Origin of the sequence: Citrobacter sp. Cf087, from assembly GCF_030334285.1 — a bacterium.
Classification (GTDB): Bacteria; Pseudomonadota; Gammaproteobacteria; order Enterobacterales; family Enterobacteriaceae; genus Citrobacter; species Citrobacter freundii.
Genome location: NZ_JAOWED010000027.1, coordinates 16574 through 35923, shown reverse-complemented (window position 1 = coordinate 35923; position 19350 = coordinate 16574). Strand labels below are relative to the sequence as shown.

10 protein-coding genes are annotated in these 19350 nt (G+C 53.6%); 3 read left to right on the top strand and 7 right to left on the bottom strand.

The window, feature by feature from the left end; genetic code table 11:
• Positions 1-51: 51 nt before the first annotated feature.
• Together OGV57_RS07930 and smpB are read right to left on the bottom strand one after the other, a co-directional pair.
• Entirely contained in the window at positions 52-11250 is an 11199-nt protein-coding gene (locus OGV57_RS07930; protein ID WP_054528699.1) for a BapA/Bap/LapF family large adhesin, read from the bottom strand.
• Between the two features lie 582 nt (positions 11251-11832).
• Positions 11833-12315 carry an SsrA-binding protein SmpB gene (smpB, locus tag OGV57_RS07925; RefSeq protein ID WP_003031211.1) on the bottom strand — a complete coding sequence of 161 codons (483 nt, stop codon included), beginning with the start codon at positions 12313-12315 and terminating at the stop codon, positions 11833-11835.
• A 154-nt stretch (positions 12316-12469) separates the two neighbouring features.
• Here smpB and ratA point away from each other — a divergent pair, with 154 nt between their 5' ends.
• A complete protein-coding gene (gene ratA / locus OGV57_RS07920) occupies positions 12470-12913 on the top strand; it encodes a type II toxin-antitoxin system toxin RatA (protein WP_003031213.1) in 444 nt (147 codons plus the stop codon).
• Positions 12897-13193 (top strand): RnfH family protein, encoded by a 297-nt coding sequence (locus OGV57_RS07915; RefSeq protein WP_003839823.1) that lies wholly within the window; start codon positions 12897-12899, stop codon positions 13191-13193. Before ratA ends, OGV57_RS07915 begins: the two co-directional genes overlap by 17 nt.
• Positions 13194-13243: 50 nt before the next feature.
• On the opposite strand, the gene bamE is transcribed toward OGV57_RS07915, so the two are convergent.
• From bamE to nadK, 3 genes are all read right to left on the bottom strand, one after another.
• Complete coding sequence (bamE, locus tag OGV57_RS07910; protein WP_003826401.1) at positions 13244-13588, bottom strand: outer membrane protein assembly factor BamE; 345 nt, start codon at positions 13586-13588, stop codon at positions 13244-13246.
• Positions 13589-13737: 149 nt separating this feature from the next.
• Positions 13738-15399 (bottom strand): DNA repair protein RecN, encoded by a 1662-nt coding sequence (gene recN / locus OGV57_RS07905; protein WP_032937967.1) that lies wholly within the window; start codon positions 15397-15399, stop codon positions 13738-13740.
• Positions 15400-15484: 85 nt separating this feature from the next.
• Positions 15485-16363 (bottom strand): NAD(+) kinase, encoded by an 879-nt coding sequence (gene nadK / locus OGV57_RS07900; RefSeq protein ID WP_003031220.1) that lies wholly within the window; start codon positions 16361-16363, stop codon positions 15485-15487.
• 122 nt (positions 16364-16485) lie between these two features.
• Between nadK and grpE the strand changes: the two genes are divergently transcribed.
• Positions 16486-17079: a nucleotide exchange factor GrpE gene (grpE, locus tag OGV57_RS07895; protein WP_003031221.1), complete on the top strand. Its 594-nt coding sequence runs from the start codon at positions 16486-16488 to the stop codon at positions 17077-17079.
• A 49-nt stretch (positions 17080-17128) separates the two neighbouring features.
• Here the strand turns inward: grpE and OGV57_RS07890 are convergent, their stop codons facing one another.
• Complete coding sequence (locus OGV57_RS07890) at positions 17129-18418, bottom strand: HlyC/CorC family transporter (RefSeq protein ID WP_008324538.1); 1290 nt, start codon at positions 18416-18418, stop codon at positions 17129-17131.
• An 18-nt stretch (positions 18419-18436) separates the two neighbouring features.
• Positions 18437-19228 (bottom strand): cytochrome C assembly family protein, encoded by a 792-nt coding sequence (locus tag OGV57_RS07885; RefSeq protein ID WP_054528698.1) that lies wholly within the window; start codon positions 19226-19228, stop codon positions 18437-18439.
• Positions 19229-19350: the final 122 nt, after the last annotated feature.

The window sequence follows — 19350 nt, the reverse complement described above, 5'->3', positions numbered from 1 at the left end:
GTCATCGCATCCGGGGCTGTAGTTATGGCGCTTTAACGCTATATGTTCACTTCAGGGCACAATGTGATTTTGTTGCACCAGCTCGTCGAGCGTGGTGTGTACGTTCTCCAGCGTGATGAGATTGGTTGAGTGATAAGTGTTGCCCGTACCGTCACGGTCGATGGCAATAACCGTGTTGTTACCGCTGGTGGTAACGGTGAGGTAGTTACCGAGCGTCGCGTTCTGCCCGTTCCAGCCCACCAGCAGGTCACCGATATCGATTTTGTCACCCTGGGCCAGCGAGAAGTTGGTCCAGGTGTCCGCTGTTCCGTTACCGCCGGTAGCGTCGTTGGCATTGAGCAGGTGATAAATCAGCGTATCGCCGTAGGCGCTGCCAGTCAGGCGATCGGCATCGACGGTACTCACCACTTGCGGATTCATATTGATGGTCAGCGTAGCGGTATCGGTATGGCCATTCAGGTCGTTAAGGGTGTAGGTAAATGTCTCTTTGGTGACGATGGTGGAGAGCGAGACATCGCTGTTGAGGGCATAGGTGTAATGACCATCAATGCCAATGGTCAGTTTGCCGTACAACCCGTTAATGATGGCGCTGGTCGTGCTGCTCAGCGGATCCAGCGTGGCGGCGCTGCCGCCCGTGCCATTCACCGTTAGCAAGGTATGCACGCTGGCAATATGGTCTCCGTCATAAATATTGCCGGTGACGCTATTCGCTGTGGAAGTCTCGAAGTTTTGCAGGTCGATTATCGTGCCTTTCACGCTGGGGGTGATGGTGATATTCCCCAGCCCCAGAGCCCCGACGCTGCCGGTATAGTCGAGGCGATAGTTGCCGGGGTGCAGTACTACCCCGCTGAGGGCAATATCAATATTGCCGCCAATCAGCAATCCGCCATTGAATGAGTTACCGGCAATCTTGACGTTGTTGCTGTCATACAGCGCCCAGGTGACGGTCAGTCCGCCCAGCGTCAGACCTGAAGCGACGTTAAAATGCAGTATGGCGTTTTGCACCGCCGTTCCCGTCGCGACTTCAATGACGCCAGTACCATTTTGTGAGGTGGGGGAAAGGAGTTGGGCGCTCCAACTGGCGTTGCCAACGCTGTTGTCGGTAAACGACCTGGATGTATCGGCCTGGGTGGTGACCGCCATCTGGCTGCTGATGTCGTTTACGGCATCCAGCGCCTGTGGGGTTGCCGTAATGTTCAGCGACGCGCTGCCGGTATCGCCGTTTGGTGCTTTGACCTTATACACGAAGCTATCCGGCGTATTGATACCGTCTGCGCCCAGTCCGCTTCTCAGCGTGTAGGTATAGTTCCCTTTCGCATCAATAGTCAGTGTGCCGTACTGTCCGTTAATGGTGGTAGTGCCTGTTGTGTTAACGGTGACACCGTTAACTTCGGTGATAACGGTATTAGCCGGAGCCGAGTCGTTGGCCAGCAGATTTCCATTGGTTGCTGCACTCAGGCTGTCGACGGCGTAGGTGTGATCGGCCTGAATATTCAGGGTATAGCTGGTTAACAGCGTCAGGCCGCCGGAAGCGTTAAGCAGGAACAGATAGTCACCGCCCGGCAGTGTAATGGTATACGCCGGTGAGCTGCCGCCCAGCAGGGCGGTGACCCAGTTCGGCTGTACCCGGTACTGCTCATACTGCTGAATAGACTCGTTGAAGCGGTAGACATAGAGATCAAAGCCGCCCAGCGTTACGCCAAGTACGTTGGCCTGAACCGTGATCGTTCGCGTCGCGCCGTCATCAACGTTGAATTTAATCGGGTTGGTCAAACCGTTGACCAGGCTAACATCCAACAATTGTCCCAAACCAACGCTGGCGAGCGTGAAGCCGGTTTGTTGTGATGGATGGTTGTCGACTGCGATGACCTGCGTCCCGTAAGTCAGCGCAGCCACATCGTCTGCCGCAGTTACCGTGCTGGTGGTTGGGGCCTGACCCAGCGTGACCACCAGTTTTGCCGAGGAGTGATCGCTGCCATGCGTTAGCGTGTAGGTAAAGCTTTCGGAACGTCCATACACTGAGATTGACGTATTGGTCAGAGTATAGGTGTAGCTACCATTCTGATTGATATGCAGGGTGCCGTATTTACCCTGCACATCAATGCCGCCCGCCGGGATGTTCACCATGTTGCCGTTACCGTCAGTGATGGTGGTGACCAGCGTGCCGGAAGGGGCGTTATCCTGCCCATTGGCGGGATCGGTATCGGTGATGATATTGCCAGACTCGGTAGTACCACCGGTGATGGTCCCTGCGCTGGCTTTTACCACCGAGACATCAAGGCTGGTGTATGCCCCTGTCGCCAGTAGGTTGGTGTTGTAGCTGACCACGCGGTAATCCCCGCCAGTCAGTCCGCTGTAATTGAGCGTTACGCCCGAGGCGCCCAGGGTGAGCAGGCTGGCAAAGTCTGGTTTCCCGGTATCCACCACCGTTACCCAGGCATTCAGCGCGGTGTCAAAGCGCTGGATGACGACTTCAAGCGTGTTTAACAGCGACAGCACCACGCCGGTCGCTGCGGCATTGATTGTAATGGATCCGCTGCCGCCAGAAGCGATGCTGAAATTGACGCTTGCTGTATCGTTCCCCAGCACGTTGGCGACATTTCCCAGCGCATTGACCAACAGGAAACCATAATCGCTTTGATGCTCGGTGCTGACGGTGACATCGGTTTGTAGAGGCAGACTGGTGACATTGTCTTCAGCCAGCAGCGGCAATACCGGCGCGATAGCGCTTGTTGGCAATGAGGTATTTCCCGCCGCATCGGTCGCCGTGGCGGACAGCGACTGCCCCTCAATCTGGCGAACCGGCAGGTTGACGCTGTAGACACCGCTGCTGTTGGCGATTGCCGTCACGCTGGTGCCGCCGGGCAGAGAGATGGTAACCGTGCTTCCCGCTTCGGCGACGCCGCTGATGGTACCGCCATCGGCGCTGATCAGTATCGTTGGTGCGGTCGGCGGCGTGGTATCCACAATCACGCTGAACGAGCCGGACACCCCGCTTACGCCGTTGGCGTTTGTTGCCGTGGCGGTAAACGCGTGGTTACCTTCGCTGAGCGCGCCGGATGGGGTAAAGTTCCAGAGCCCGTTACTATCTGCGGTCGTACTACCCATGGGTACGCCGTTGTTGTACAGATTGATGATGGCGTTAGCCTGCGCCGTTCCGCTAAGGGCTGGACGGGTATCATTGGTGGTTTTACCTGCCGCGACCAGACCTGTAATTGTGCCCACGTCGTCAAATACGCTGGCAATAACCGGCGCAGGCGGTACACCAGTAAACGGTGCCAGCACGTTACCCGCTGTGCCGATGTTGCCTGCGGCATCCTGTGCGCTGACCAGCAGCGTTTGCCCACTGATTTGCGGTGGGCTCAGCGTGAAGGTGAAATTACCGGAGGCGTTGGCTGTTGCGGTACCAAGTACGGTTCCGCTGCTGGAAGTGATGATCACCGTACTGTTCGCTTCGGCAACGCCGGTCAGCGTGGTGCCGTTGGCGTTGACCGCCAGACCGGTTGGAGTACCCGGTGCGACGGTATCGACCACAATTGCAGAGGCAGACGATAGCCCGCTGGTATTACCTGCGGTGTCTGTTGCTGTGATGGTGAAGGAATGCGTCCCCTGACCCAACGCCGTAGGTGGCGTGTAATTCCAACTGCCGCTGCCGTCCGCCGTTACGCTGGTTACAAAGGTGCCGTTATCATAAATATCGACCCGAGCGTTGGCTTCCGTGGTGCCGTTTAACGTTGGGCGTGCGTCGTTGGTTGGCTGATTATTGCCAATCGCCCCGATGTTTGGCCCAACATCGTCAATAATGCTGCTGATTGAAGGCTGCGTTGGTGCCGTGGTGTCGACCACTACGCTAAAGCCTGCCGTTGCGCCGCTGGTGTTGCCCGCCGCATCGGTAGCGGTGACGGTGAAGGTGTGCGATCCATTCGCCAGCGGCGTGGTTGGGGTAAACGACCAACTGTTATTGCTTTGCACCAGCGCCGTGCCCAGCAGGGTGCTGCCGTCATAGATGCTGACGGTGCTGCCCGCTTCGGCGGTACCGTTGAGCGTTGGTCGGGCATCGTTAGTCAGTTGCCCGTTGCTAAGCCCCGCGTTGAACACACCGCCTGCGACGTCATCCACCACCGAGGTCAGGAGCGGCGCTGACGGCGCGATCGTGTCAACGTTGATAATAAATTCGCTTGAGGTGGGGCTGACGTTCCCGGCGGCATCCGTGGCAATGGCGGTAAAGACATGCTGGCCGTTGCCCAGTGTGGCAGGCAGATATTCCCAGGTACCATCTATTGCCGCAGTCACCGTCGCCAGCAGCATGCCATTATCGTAGATGGCTACCCGGGCACCGGCTTCCGCCGAGCCGTTCAGTACGGGGCGAGTATCATTGGTGTAAGCGCCGTTCGACAGCGTTCCGGTTCCCGGCACCACGTCATCAAAAGCCTGGATAATCGTTGGCGCAAGCGGAGCAACAGTATCAACAACGATGTTAAATCCAGCGGACGTTGAGCTAACGTTTCCGGCTGCGTCGGTTGCTGTCACCGTCAGCGTGTGGTTGCCGTTGCCAAGCGCGGTTCCCGGCGTGAAGCTCCAGGCGCCTGTACCATCCGCTGTGATTGAACCGATAAACGATCCGTTATCGTAAATTCTCACCGTGGAATTGGCTTCAGCCATACCGCTGAGGGTAGGGCGCGCATCGTTTGTCGCCTGGCCGTTGTTCAGATTTCCGGTCAGCGGGCCGACATCATCTGCAACCTGAGTAATCACTGGTGCTGCCGGTGCTTGTGTGTCGACGGTGTAGGTAAAGCCGCCTGAAGGCAGACTGGTATTGCCTGCGCTATCTGTCGCCGTGACGGTCAGAGTATGCAGGCCGTTACCCAATGTCGTTGAGGGCGTAAAATTCCAGGTTCCGCCTGCGCCGACGATGGTGGTGCCAATGGGCTGACCATCGCTCAGGACGGTAATGGTCGCGCCAACTTCACCGGTACCGCTGAGCGCCGGGCGACTTTCGTTACTGATTTGCCCGTTGGAGATTAGCCCGGTTGTCGGCGCGGTATTGTCCTGAACGGTGAGAATTACCGGTGCAGACGGGGCAACTGAATCGACCAAAACGGTGAACGAGGCAGAAGCTCCGCTGGTGTTGCCCGCCGCATCCGTTGCGGTCACCGTAAAGATATTTTCCCCCTGCGCCAGCGCGTTTGTTGGGGTGAAGCTCCAGCTACCGGAGCCATCGGCATTTGCGGTGCCAATGATCGTTCCGTTACTACGAATGGTGACAATAGCATTAGCCTCGGTCGTGCCACTTAGTGTTGGTTGGGCATCATTGGTCAGTTGGCCGTTGGTCAACAGCGTGCTTCCCGGCTGATCGTCGATGACCGAGGTAATACTTGGCGCGGCGGGCGCCAGCGTATCGACAACTACGACGAACGGTGGCGCTGCCGGGCTGATGTTGCCCGCACCATCCGTGACGGTGGCTGTCAGCGAGTGGCTGCCTTCACTGAGCGCAGGGGCTGGCGTAAAGCTCCAGTTACCGCTGGCGTCGCTGGTGGTTGTGCCAATCACTGTGTTGCCATCACGGATGGTGACAATTGAATCTGCCTCGGTAACGCCCGTGAGCGTTGGGGTATTATCGTTAGTTGACTGTCCGGACGTCAGGTTTTGAATGGTGCCAACGTTGTCTGTGACTGTGACAATGGAGGGGGCATTCGGAATTAAAGTATCAACAATGATCAGAAAATCAGCGGAGGCATCGCCTTGGTTGCCAGCAGCATCGGTTGCGCGAGCGGTAAAGAGGTGATTGCCTTCTCCCAGCGCGTCTGTCGGGGTAAAGCTCCAGAATCCGTTGCTGTTTACCGTGGTTGTGGCATAAGCGATACCGTTATCGTAGAGGGTGATGGTTGCTCCTGCTTCGCCGGTTCCGTTTAAGGTTGGGCGTGAGTCATTGGTAATTTGTCCTTTATCCAGCGGTCCACTGCCGGGTGAAACGTCATCGATAATGCTGGTGATGAGCGGTGCCAGCGGCGCGGTGGTGTCGATGGTAATGGCATAATTGGGTGACTGCCCGCTGGGTATTAAGTTGACGGTTTGTGAGACTGCGAAGTTATAGGTTGTGCCGTTAGTTAGCGGGGTGAGCAACTGATAACTCCAGGCGCCGGAAACCGCATCGGCGGTGACCGTGGCGATAGACGCGCCATTTTGATAGATAGTCACTGTAGCCCCAGCCGTGGCGGTTCCTTGCAACCGCGGTAAAGTGTCGTTGGTGGTTTTTCCGCTGCCGATTTCGCCCATGCCGGGGGCTACGTCATCAACGATCTCAAGAGTTGGCGGGTGTGGAACGCTGGAGGTAGCAGCGGTAAACGGGGTGGGATTGCTCTGGTTACCCGCGGGATCCTGGGCGATGGCATTCAGTGCCTGACCAGCCGTTTGCGCTGGTGAAATCGTGACAGAGAAGATACCTGAACCGTCTGCCACCCCCTGGCCGAGAATGGTGCTACCGCTGCGAATAATCACGGTACTACCAGCATCGGCTGTACCGCTAACCAGCGTACCGTTCGGATCAACGCTGGTAACGATAGGCATTGCAGGAGGTAGCGTATCAACAATCAACGTGACAGGATTTCCTGCCGGCAGCACATTACCGGTAGCATCTTGTGCGCCGAAAGTCAGCGTATGAATCATGTTGGGCGTGAGGGGAACATCTATGCTCCAGGAGCCATTCGCGCCCACGGTGGTTATCGCGATGGGAATGCCACCGTCATAAATTAACACCGTACTGCCCGGCGTACCCGTCCCGCTAATGGTTGGGGTGGTATCGTCCGTGACGCTACCGCTGGTGAGCGAACCGGTAATCACGCCGACGTTATCTTCGATATTCGTCACAAGTGGCGCTGTGAGCGGGGTGGTATTCACCGTAAACGAAATGCTATTTGAGCTGCCGCTGATGTTACCTGCCGCATCGGTTGCGGTAGCGGTCAGCGTGTAGTTGCCGTTTGCCAGCGCAGTCCCGGGCGTAATACTCCAGGTGCCACCAGCCACCGTTGCCGTACCGATCACTACACCGCTGTTATACAGGGTGATGATATCCCCGTCAGTGCCAGTACCGCGAATGGTTGGCGTGGCGTCATCGGTCACGGCATTGGGCAAGAGATCGCCTACCGAGCCACCGACGTTATCATTGGCGGCGATAATCACCGGAGGTGCAGACGGCGTCGTGTCGATGTTCAGTGTTATGGCATTCGACGGCTGGCTGACGTTGCCAGCCGGATCGGTTGCGGTAAGGGTTATCTGGTAAGTACCAGGGGAAACCGGTGCTGATGGAGTAAAGCTCCAGGTTCCGTCTGCACCTACTGTTGCTGTTCCCTGCAAAGGGGGAGTGCCGTTCAGATAAACGGTAATCAAATCCCCAACGTTCCCTGTACCGCTAAAGGTTGGCGTGGTGTCATTGGTGTTGCCATTCGTGACCACGCCCGTTACCGGAGCCACATCGTCAGTAATGATAGGGGCGCCAGGCTGCGCGGGAGGCGTATTGTCTACCGTCAGAGTGAAGCTAGCCGATGGGATCCCCGTATTACCTGCAGCGTCAGTCGCCGTGGCGGTGAATTTGTGTGGCCCCTCGATGAGCACGGGATCTGGGGTAAATGTCCAGGTTCCATTTGGTTGAACGGTGGCGGTGCCAATACTGACGTTATTGTCAAAAATAGTAATGGTTGCGCCCGGCTCGCCCGTACCGGAGAGGGCCGGGGCGGTACTTTTCGTACTACCGCCGTTCGCCAGAGCAACGGTGGCGCTGCCCACGAGTCCTTCACCGGCGATAATCACCGGAGCCGCTGGTGGGGTGGTATCAATGGTCAGCGTGAAATTTCCGGCATTGCTGGCGTTACCCGCTGCATCTGTTGCGATAGCCGACAGCGCATGTGGACCTTCACTCAGCGGTTGAGTGACCTGGAAACTCCAGGTGCCCCCAGACACGACCGTTGCGGTTCCAATAAGTGTGGCGCCATCATAGATAGTGATGGTGGAGTCGACGGTCCCGGTCCCCTTCAGCAGCGGCAGGGTATCGTTTGAACGGCTACCGGTGGGCAGATCGGTTGGTGCATTCCCGACGTCGTCGGTTGCGGTCAAAATCACGGGGGTCCCAGGTGCTTGGGTATCCACGGTAACACTGACTACGATGGGCGAGGTAATGACGTTACCGGCTGCATCTGTTGCTGATACCGTAAACTGGTGGATGCGATCGTTGAGCGCCAGATTAGTTGGAACGGTATAGCTCCAGGTCCCCGAGCTGTCGATAAGCATCACCGTCATCAGCAGACTGCCATCGTACAGGCTCACGAGCGAGCCCGGCTCACCGGTACCTGAGAGGGTTGGCGTGTTGTCGTTGGTAATCCAGGCATTGCTCGTGGCGTTACCGGCGCTGCTGCCAACATCAGCGTTAACCAGCGTTATGACTGGCACTGTCGGCGCGATGCTATCGACAATGATTTTCCAACTGGCGGCAGTGCTGGTGTTATTAGCGGCATCGGTTGCCGTCACTGTAAATACGTGTGCCCCCTGGCCCAATGCCGAGGTGGGCGTATAGTTCCAGTGACCGTTGATATCAGCGGTAATGGTCGTAAGCAGAGTTCCGTTATCGTAAATTTTGACCTGAGAGCCGGCCTCAGCTTTGCCCTCAATTTTCGGTTTATCGTCGTTGGTTAACCCATTGTTATTGATGGGGCCTGTGATATCGGCGACGTCATCAGTAACGGCAATGATAACGGGTTGGTTTGGCGCGGTGAGATCCGGGGCAACAGCTGAAGTTGGCAGGCTTTCGTTACCAGTGCTGTCCGTTGCGGTGACGTTTACTGTTTCATTGTTGATTTTCGACGGGGTGATCTGGACGGTGAAATTGCCGCCGCTGTCAGCCTGACCCACGCCAATAGGAGCCCCGTTGCTGTCTTTGACGGTGATGGTACTTCCGGCTTCGGCGTGACCGCTAACCGCTCCACCATTTCCTGCAACTGTGACGCCTGTCGGCGCATCAGGTGCGGTGGTGTCCGGTGCGTTGACAGAGGCGTCGTCGCCCTTGTTGCCTGCGGTGTCGGTCGCATTTGCCGTAAGGGTCTCGCCGTTGGTTTGTGGCGGAACCAACGTTGCGGTGAAATCCCCATTTGTATCGGCAGTTGCTGTTCCAATGATATTGCCATCCGGATCCAGAATATTGACCGTACTGTTGGGTTCGGCCTTGCCGGTGACCTGGTCTCCAGTGCCATTAACTAGCAGGTTTGTTGGGGGCTGTGGCGCGGTAATGTCTGGTGCAAGCGCAGTTTCTGGCAGGCTTGGGTTTCCTGCCGGATCGGTTGCGATGGCTTCAATGGTTTCGCCATTGGTCTGTGGTGGGTTAATGGTGATGGTAAATGAGCCATCCGGCCCGGCGACGCCGCTGCCGATCTGAGTTCCGCCACTGCCGGTGATAACCACGGTATTGCCTGGCTCGGTCGTTCCGGTGACGACAGTCCCATCCGCAGATACGTTGAGATCATCAGGTGGCGACGGTGGTTGGGTGTCGATGTTGATATTGAACGCTGGTGACATGCCTCCTGTACCTGACTGGTTTGTCGCGGTGGCGGTGAAGGCGTGTAGCTCATCTGATAACGGGGAGCTGGAAGTCCATGTCCAGTTACCGTTACCGTCAGCCAGTACGCTGTCGATAATTGTGCCGTTGTCGTAAATAGTCACCGTGCTGTTGGCATCGGCAGTGCCAGAGAGCGTGGGGGTATTATCGTTGGTGGCCTGATTGTTGCTCAATGGCCCGGTTGATGGGGAGAAGTCATCCATCACGCTGACGATAACCGGTACGCCAGGATAGCCCGAGTTCGTCGCATTGAATGGGGTATCTGGCCCGATGTTACCAGCCTGGTCCTGAATCTTCGCGATTAGCGCTTCACCGTGCGTCTGTGAAGGTGAAATCGCGATGACGAAATTGCCGGTTTGGCCGACCGTGGTTGAACCCAAAATCTGATTATTACTACCGATGATAATGACCTGGCTTCCTACCTCTGCACTACCGGTTACCTCGGTGCCTTCCGGATTAACGGAGGAAATGACCGCGCCTTCAGGCGGGGTAGTATCGACGGTGAATGTAGGTACGCTCGTTTCCGCGCTCACGTTACCCGCATCGTCAGTTTGCGTCAGCGTCAGATTGTGAACACCGTCGCTAAGCGGTGTGTCCGGTGTAAACGTCCAGTTGCCATTGTCATCTACCTGGACCATACCAATCAGAATGCCGTTATCAGAAATGCTGATGTAAGAACCAGCTTCGCCAGTGCCTGTGAGCGTTGGCGTGGCATCGTCGGTTACGCCGTTAATACCGATCAAGCCTTTAATGGAACCGGAATCGTCAGTTACTTCTGTGACCACAGGGGCGTCGGGGGCAAGCGTATCGACAATAATCTCCCAACTGTCTGACATGCCGCTGCTACCTGTACCGTCTGATGCACTGACGGTAAACTTGTGGGTACCGTCTGCGAGTGGAGAGGATGGCGTAAACGACCAGTTGCCGTTGGCATCGATAGCGACCTGGCCGATTTCTACGCCGTTATCAAAAATATGCAATGTAGCATTTGCGGGGCCGGTACCCTGGAGAGTGGGCGTATTATCGTTGGTGGATTCCTGCTGATTAACAGGACCAGTAATCAGCTCCTGGTCATCGATTACACTGGTAATAACCGGCACATCTGGTGCGTTAGGTGTTGTCGTTGGCGGATCGCCACCATCGCCATCGCCATTACCGTTTCCACCACCATCGCCGTTACCGTTGCCATTACCGCTTCCGGCGTTGTTATCGCTCCCACCGCCGCCACCTCCACCGCCGCCACCTGCGGCAAGGCCAATTCCGCCAGCAACCGCGATCCCGCCAAGAACCCACGGCCAGACGGCGCCGCCTTCATGGCTTCCCTCGGCAGTCATTAACGGAGTGAGATCGTCTAAATGCTGGAAGTGGAACGCTCCATCAGTATCCTGAACCCACCACAGCGCGCCATTGCTGTCTTCCAGAACAAGCTGGTTTTGCGCATCACCTTTTCCGACGTAGAAGTTTTTAATGGTGATGGTTTCACCCGAGCGGAGTGTGACAACCAGATCCTGATTAACGCGTGTCAGTTGACTTACCTCCTCACGCGACACTGACAGTTTCACGATAGAAGGCGAACTGAGCGTAACTTCAGAGGATTCAACATTTGTGGAAACGCCAGTTAATTTTGATACAACGGCGAGTAGACGCATATGTTCACTCCTGATGGCATGTCGGGAGTATTAATCCGCAACAGCGAGCTGGGAAAATGAGCAGACAGGGGCCCCGTTCATCATAAAGATGAATTTACACATGTAATTACATTGATTAGGTCATGCAGATGCTCGTTTACTTAGTAAATACGTTCGGGACCTGCCGACAGAATAGTTCTTTCGTATTAGATGATATAGTCAGAAAGAAAGTATTCTGCAACTTATCCATATTAAAAATATATTTGGCTAATTGAAAAGGATACTTTCCGGTGCGTATTTAATGATTTGTTTTTGGTTAACTTATTGTATTTTAATGTTTTTTATTTAAATTGAAATGAGGGGGATATAATAAACAACAGTAATAATAGTGTTATAAAATAAGCCTAAATATAGGCGATATGGTCTTGAAGTTTTATTTTATTAGACTATGGGTCGCTACGGTAATGCCATGGCAGTTTATTTCATACCTGAACGATTCAGCACAAATAAACCATAAATTTGATGAATGTATTGGGTGGGTTTCAATAACTAAAAAATAAGAACCAGTCTCAGGGGGAGAGACTGGTCACAGAGGAGTAGCGTTTAGCGACCAGCATTTTTCATAATACGCGCTTTATCTAACTGCCATTCGCGTTCTTTCACATCGGAGCGCTTGTCGTGCTGTTTCTTACCTTTTGCGACGCCAATTTTCACTTTGCACCAGGCATTTTTCCAGTACAGTGAAAGCGCAACGACGGTATAACCGTCACGATTCATACGACCATACAGGGAGTCGAGTTCACGCTGGTTTAACAACAGCTTACGGGTACGGGTGGGATCACATACCACATGCGTTGAGGCAACAGCCATTGGCGTGAAGTTGGCGCCAAACAGGAACGCTTCGCCGTCTTTAAGGATGACATAGCTATCGCCGATGTTAGCTTTACCTGCGCGTAGAGATTTGACTTCCCAACCTTGCAGAGCGAGTCCTGCTTCGAACTCTTCTTCAATAAAGTATTCGTGTCGTGCGCGCTTGTTAAGCGCGATTGTGGCTGAGCCAGGTTTGTGTGCTTTTTTCTTCGTCATAATGCCGCTCAGTATAGGTAATCTGGAATCGAAAAACACCCCATTTCATCCAGCGGGGCGCAAGGCGCTATCTTAGCACGAGTTAGGCTATAGCGTTTTTTTTAGCGGGGGATAAATGGTATTATTTGTGTGATTGATATTGATGGAAATTGTTATGCCTCAGATTAGCCGGACCGCTTTAGTACCTTACAGTGCGGAACAGATGTATCAGCTAGTGAATGATGTTAAATCCTATCCCCAGTTTTTACCGGGTTGCACCGGTAGCCGTGTGCTGGAGTCAACTCCGGGACAGATGACCGCGGCTGTGGATGTCTCGAAAGCAGGGATTAGCAAAACGTTCACCACGCGCAATCAATTGACCAGTAACCAGAGCATCCTGATGCATCTGGTCGACGGCCCGTTCAAGAAACTCATTGGCGGATGGAAGTTTACGCCACTGAGTCATGAAGCATGTCGTATTGAATTTCATCTCGATTTTGAGTTTACCAATAAGTTAATCGAGCTGGCGTTTGGTCGTATCTTTAAAGAACTGGCTTCAAACATGGTGCAGGCCTTCACGGTTCGCGCGAAAGAGGTTTACAGTGTCAGCGTCGGCTAAAATTGTCGTTGAAGTGGCGTATGCGCTGCCCGAGAAACAGTATCTACAGCGTGTAACACTGCAACAGGGTGCTACGGTGGAAGAGGCAATCCGCGCTTCCGGTCTACTGGAATTACGTACCGATATCGATCTCAGCAAAAATAAAGTCGGGATATACAGCCGTCCGGTTAAGCTTGCTGATGTTCTGCATGACGGCGATCGGGTGGAAATATACCGGCCACTGATTGCTGATCCGAAAGAGCTGCGCCGACAGCGAGCAGAGAAATCCGCAAAAAAATAGCAGACAATAAAAAAGGTGCTCATTGAGCACCTTTTTTTGATCTGTTAATCCTACTTGTTGTCGGTCAACGCAGGTTTGTTATCAATGTTCGTCAAAACGCCGCTGCTGTTAAAAGTCAGCGTCAGTGTTTGCTGGGTTACGCCTTCATGACCAGGTTGCTGACGGAACACATAAAACCAGGTGTTAGTGCCAAAAGGATCGGACATCATTGGTGTACCCAGAGCATAAGCAACCTGCTGTTGCGTCATACCCGTGCGCACTTTGGCGACATCGGTAGGTGTCAGATAATTTCCCTGGTTGATGTCAGGGCGGTAAACCACTCGCTCCAGAGTGGAACAGCCTGCAGTCAACATCAGTAGTACTGCTGCAGCAGCAGTCAGCGTTTTACAGCGCATAGTGATTTGATTCCTTTTCGGGCCCGAGCAGTACGCGGCTCATATGTAATATGCCGATGATAATAGACCTTTCACCACTTTAAAACCTTTTGCTGTCGGGTCGGTCGGCGATTTTATGTTGAACTCAGACCTTAACAAGGTAAAAAAGTTTATGCCGCCAGCAGTTCTTTTGCATTTGCGAGGGTATTGCGCGTTACTTCGCTACCTCCGAGTAAGCGGGCTAATTCCTGCAGACGAGCGCGTTTATCAAGTGGCTGCATGTGTGTTTCGGTCATCGCGCCGTCAGTTTCTTTGCTGACATAGAAATGTTGATGGCCACAGCCAGCAACCTGCGGCAGGTGAGTAACACACATTACCTGGGTTGACTCGCCCAACTGACGCAGCATTTTTCCCACCACCGCAGCAGTCGGGCCGCTGATGCCGACATCCACTTCATCGAAAATCAGCGCCGGTGTTTCCATTTTACGTGCGGTAATAACCTGAATAGCCAGTGCAATGCGCGACAGTTCCCCACCGGAAGCGACTTTCGCAATCGGCTGTAACGGCTGGCCTGGGTTAGTGGTCACTTTAAACTCTACGCGATCGGCACCGTCTGAGCTTAAATGATGTTCCTCAAATTTCACATCAATGCAAAAGACACCGTGCGGCATTGAGAGAGTATGCATGCTCTCTGTAATAAGCTGTCCCAGTTCCTGAGCATAATGCTGGCGCTGTTGGTGCAGCATTTTTGCCGTTTCCAGTGCCTGCTGGTGGTGATTGTTCACCGCCAGGGTTAAGGTTTCGAGAGAGTCGGCCTGGTCGTCTAACTGCTGTTGTTCATCCAGCAATGACTGATAGAACTGTGGCAGCGCTTCAGGGGCAACATGATGCTTTCGCGCCAATGAGATTTGTTTGGAAATACGCTGCTCAAGTTCGAACAAACGGTTAGGGTCTAAATCCAGACGATCGCAATAGTGGCGCAGCTCGTCGCTGGCTTCGCTGAGCTGGATAGTAGCCTCTTCCAGCATGTCCAGAATACCGGAGAGCTTACCGTCCATTCCTGCCAGTTCACTAACCAACTGTTTTGCCGTGTACAGCTGGCTTTGCAGATTAACGTCTTCGCCGTCTGCCATGATAGCCAGTGCCTGTTGGCTGGTGGTGAGCAATTGCCCGCTGTTAGCCAGACGCTTGTACTCTTCATCAATTTGCTCAAATTCACCTGGCTGCGGGTTGAATTCGTTCAGTTCTTTTAACTGGTATTGCAATAGCTCTGCCCGGGCTGCGCGTTCCTGACTCTGTTGTTGATGATGTGCCAGGTCACGGCAGCTTTGGTGCCACAGTTGGTAGCGCACAGCCATTTCCTGAGTCAGGGATGCTTCATTGGCGTAGCCATCAAGCAGGGATTTTTGGTGTTCTGATTTTGTCAGGAGCTGATGCGCATGCTGACCGTGGATTTGAATAAGCAACTGGCCCAACTCGCGCAGCTGTGACAGCGGTACGGCAGTGCCGTTAATGAAGCCACGTGAACGTCCGTCGCTGCTGATAACGCGACGTAGCAAACACTCACGGCCTTCCTCAAGCTGGTTTTCTTCCAGCCAGCGCAGGGCCGCGGGGGTGTCTTTTAAGGTGAAGCGGGCGCAGAGGTCGGCTCGCGTGGCGCCTGCACGTACCATGTCGGCGTCTGCGCGTCCGCCCAGGCACAAACCGAGAGCATCAATGGCAATGGACTTACCCGCACCGGTTTCACCGGTAATAACGGTCATTCCGTTCTGGAAATCGATCTCAAGTTCACGAACGATAGCAAAATTGCTGATGGTCAGTTGTGCCAACATAGCTGTTTTCCTGTATGAAAAACCATAACTGTAATTGTATACAGTATAAACTGGTTTTTTATACAGTAAAGAGGTTGGCGTTAAATTAGAATAATTTTTTTGACCAGCCTAGCTTAGTGCTTAATGTGTTGAAATAGCTGTAATCTTTTGGGTGTATCAGGTTCAGATGATAATCACAGCGGCGAATTAATACGTCTTCACCTTCCTGTATAGGCAGGGCGATCTGGCTGTCACAGCTGATTTCCAGATCGTTACGGCGATGAGAGAAGCGCAGGCGAATGGTGCTGCTACTGTTGATCACCAGCGGTCGTGCGGAAAGCGTATGTGGGAACATCGGCACCAGCGTAATGGCATCCAGCGAAGGCGTCAGTATCGGGCCTCCGGCAGAGAGTGAGTAGGCGGTAGAGCCGGTCGGTGTGGAAATAATCAAGCCGTCTGAACGCTGGGAGAAGGCAAAAATTTCATCGATATAGACTTCAAATTCAATCATGTGCGCCACTTTTCCGGGGTGCAACACAACTTCATTGATCGCAGTGCTAATACGCTTCTGGCAGTCCAGTTGGCACACCTGGGCTTCGAGTAAAAAGCGCTTTTCGCTGATGTAGTGGCCTTCCAGCACGTCAGCTAACTGTTGTTGCGCATTGTCTGGGTCAAGGTCGGTCAGGAAACCGAGGTTGCCGCGGTTAATGCCAATAACCTTGATGTCATAACGTGCCAGGGTGCGTGCGGCGCCCAGCATATTGCCGTCGCCACCGACAACCACGGCGAGGTCTGCCTGCTGGCCAATCTCTGCGAGCGTACCGGTTTTCACATTTTTCAGCTGCAGCTCGTGGGCGATTTGTTGCTCAACGATTACCTCATAACCTTTGGCGCACAGCCAACGGTAGAGCATTTCATGTGTGGTCAGTGCAGTGGGGTGACGTGGATGCCCCACAATGCCAATACACTTGAAATGTTTGTTCATTTTCTCGAGGTCCTTGTAACGAAGATTAGTGACAATGTGAGTACTTCCCTTGAAACCCTGAATCTTATCCCCATAATAATCCAGGTTAGCGAGATGAATGCGAAAAAAACGCGGAGAAATTCATGAGTAGTAAAGAACAGAAAACGCCTGAGGGGCAAGCCCCGGAAGAAATTATCATGGATCAGCACGAAGAAGTTGAGGCGGTTGAATCAGACGCTTCTGCTGAGCAGGTGGATCCGCGCGATGAAAAAATTGCGAATCTGGAAGCTCAGCTTGCTGAAGCCGAAACTCGCGAGCGCGACAGCGTGTTGCGTATCAAAGCGGAAATGGAAAACCTGCGTCGTCGTACCGAACTGGACGTAGAAAAAGCGCATAAGTTTGCACTGGAAAAATTCGTCAACGAGCTGCTGCCGGTGCTGGATAGCCTGGACCGTGCGCTGGAAGTTGCGGACAAAGATAATGACGCGATGGCGGCTATGGTTGAAGGTATTGAGCTGACCCGTAAGTCAATGCTGGATGTTGTGGCGAAGTTTGGCGTACAAGTGGTTGCGGATATCGACGTGCCGATGGACCCGAACGTGCATCAGGCGATTGCCATGGTAGAGTCTGACGACGTTGCTGCCGGTAATGTGCTGATGGTTATGCAGAAAGGCTATACCCTGAACGGACGTACCATCCGTGCGGCGATGGTCTCTGTGGCGAAAGCCAAAGGCTAATCAGTCTCAGACCGGGTAATGCTGATGCGCTACCCGGTCTGGATTACTCTCACTGGTCCGATACACTTTCCCGCAGCGGTTTGACGGGCAACACCTGCACCTGTTTAATCATATTGTCCTGCACGTCGAGAATATCGATATCGTACTGCCCAATACGCACACGTGTGCCGGCAACCGGGATTTCTTCCAGCGCTTCAAGAATAATACCGTTCACGGTACGTGCATCATCCTCCGGCAGGTGCCAGTTAAACGCTTTATTGATTTCACGAACGTTGGCGCTACCGTCAATGATCACCGAACCGTCATTCTGCGGTGTGACTTCTTCGGCAAGCGTCGGTGACATTGAGGTCGTGAAGTCACCAACAATCTCTTCCAGGATATCCTCGACCGTAACCAGTCCCTGAATATCACCATATTCATTGACGACCAGGCCCACTTTCTTCTTATTACGCTGAAATTTAATGAGCTGGGTGCTGAGTGGCGTGCCTTCCGGAACGTAATAAATTTCGTCGGCGGCGCGTAACATGGTCTCTTTGGTGAACTCTTTTTTCTCGGCCATCAATCGCCAGGCTTCACGTACGCGTAGCATACTGATAGCGTCGTCCAGCGAGTCACGATACAGCACAATACGACCGTGCGGAGAGTGCGAAAGCTGACGCACGATTGATTTCCAGTCATCGTTGATATCAATGCCGATAATTTCATTACGCGGGATCATGATGTCATCGACGCTGACTTTTTCCAGATCCAGCACTGACAGCAGCATATCCTGGTTACGGCGTGAGATTTGCGAGCGTGATTCATTCACCAGCGTTCGCAGTTCATCTTTGCTCAGCGAACCGCTCACTACGATATCCGTTTTGATGCCCATCATGCGCATCAGCAGCCGCGTGATGGTGTTGAGTAGCCATACCAACGGCATCATCAGAATCTGCAGGGGAGCCAGCAGGACACTGCTCGGATAGGCGACTTTTTCCGGATATAGTGCGGCAATCGTCTTTGGCAGTACTTCGGCAAAAACCAGTACCACAAACGTCAGTACCCCAGTGGCAATGGCGACTCCCGCATCGCCATACAGGCGCATACCGACAATAGTACCGAGCGCGGAGGCCAGAATATTCACCAGATTATTGCCGATGAGCACCAGGCTTATCAGACGATCAGGCTTGCGAAGTAACTTTTCAACGCGTTTTGCCTGTCGATTTCCCTGCTTGGCCCGATGACGTAGACGATAGCGATTCAGGGTCATCATTCCGGTTTCAGAACCGGAAAAATAGGCGGAAATGACCACCATGATGAGGAGCGTGACAATGAGCGTGGTGGTGGAGATGTGTTCCACGTAGGATTCCTTAAAGATTTAACTCACGAACTGCTGCAGAATACGACTGCCGAAATAGGCCAGTGTCAGAATGCCTGCGCCTGCGACGTTAAACCATACGACGCGACGTCCGCGCCAACCTCCATGGTAATGCCCCCACAACAGAACGATATAGACAAACCATGCCACGATAGAGAGAACGGCTTTATCAATGTTCTCGGTACTGAACAGGTTATGCATGTAAAACAGGCCTGTGCACAGGGTGAGTGTCAGCAGAACCACGCCAATTTGGGTGATATGAAACATTTTCCGCTCAATACTCATCAGCGGCGGCATCTCATTGCTGAAAGCCAGTTTTTTGTTTTTCAGTTGGTAGTCAATCCACGCAAGCTGTAGCGCATAGAGTGCGGCGATAATCAGCGTGGCGTAAGCGAAAAGCGAAAGCCCGATATGGATCATCATGCCCGGCGTAGCTTCGAGATGGGTGATGAACTCGTTCGGCATAAACGTGGCGAAGGCCAGGTTTATCAGCGCAAAGGCGTAGACAATGGGCAGCAATAGCCAGCCACGATTGCGGGAAGCGACAATGGTCATTACCGTACAGATCATCAGGCTCACCAGCGAGCCGACGTTCAACAGACTCAGGTTTTGTCCGCTTTCACCGCCGGGCAGAATACGCGCTTCCAGGGCGATAGCATGGCTTACCAGCGCGACAACCGCAGAGAGAATAGCCATACGCCGCCAGCCGCTGTTTTTTTGCAGCAGAGCGGGAATAATCAGCGCGAGGCTGACTGAGTAGGCGACAAGAGCAAGCAGAGCAAAAACGGGCATATAGGTGTCGACAATTGGCCAGTGATAAAGAAAAGCAGTATAGCGTTACGTGACCGCTGCTCCAACCGTTGCATAACAACAAAGGCGGCTTCATGTTATACTGCGACAAATTTCTGTTGATG

Excerpts from the sequence above, each read along its gene's own strand:
- grpE (WP_003031221.1), top strand. The coding sequence starts at position 16,486 with ATGAGTAGTAAAGAACAGAAAACGCCTGAGGGGCAAGCCCCGGAAGAA.
- bamE (WP_003826401.1), bottom strand. The coding sequence starts at position 13,588 with ATGCGCTGTAAAACGCTGACTGCTGCTGCAGCAGTACTACTGATGTTG.
- OGV57_RS07930 (WP_054528699.1), bottom strand. The coding sequence starts at position 11,250 with ATGCGTCTACTCGCCGTTGTATCAAAATTAACTGGCGTTTCCACAAAT.
- OGV57_RS07885 (WP_054528698.1), bottom strand. The coding sequence starts at position 19,228 with ATGCCCGTTTTTGCTCTGCTTGCTCTTGTCGCCTACTCAGTCAGCCTC.
- nadK (WP_003031220.1), bottom strand. The coding sequence starts at position 16,363 with ATGAACAAACATTTCAAGTGTATTGGCATTGTGGGGCATCCACGTCAC.
- smpB (WP_003031211.1), bottom strand. The coding sequence starts at position 12,315 with ATGACGAAGAAAAAAGCACACAAACCTGGCTCAGCCACAATCGCGCTT.
- recN (WP_032937967.1), bottom strand. The coding sequence starts at position 15,399 with ATGTTGGCACAACTGACCATCAGCAATTTTGCTATCGTTCGTGAACTT.
- ratA (WP_003031213.1), top strand. The coding sequence starts at position 12,470 with ATGCCTCAGATTAGCCGGACCGCTTTAGTACCTTACAGTGCGGAACAG.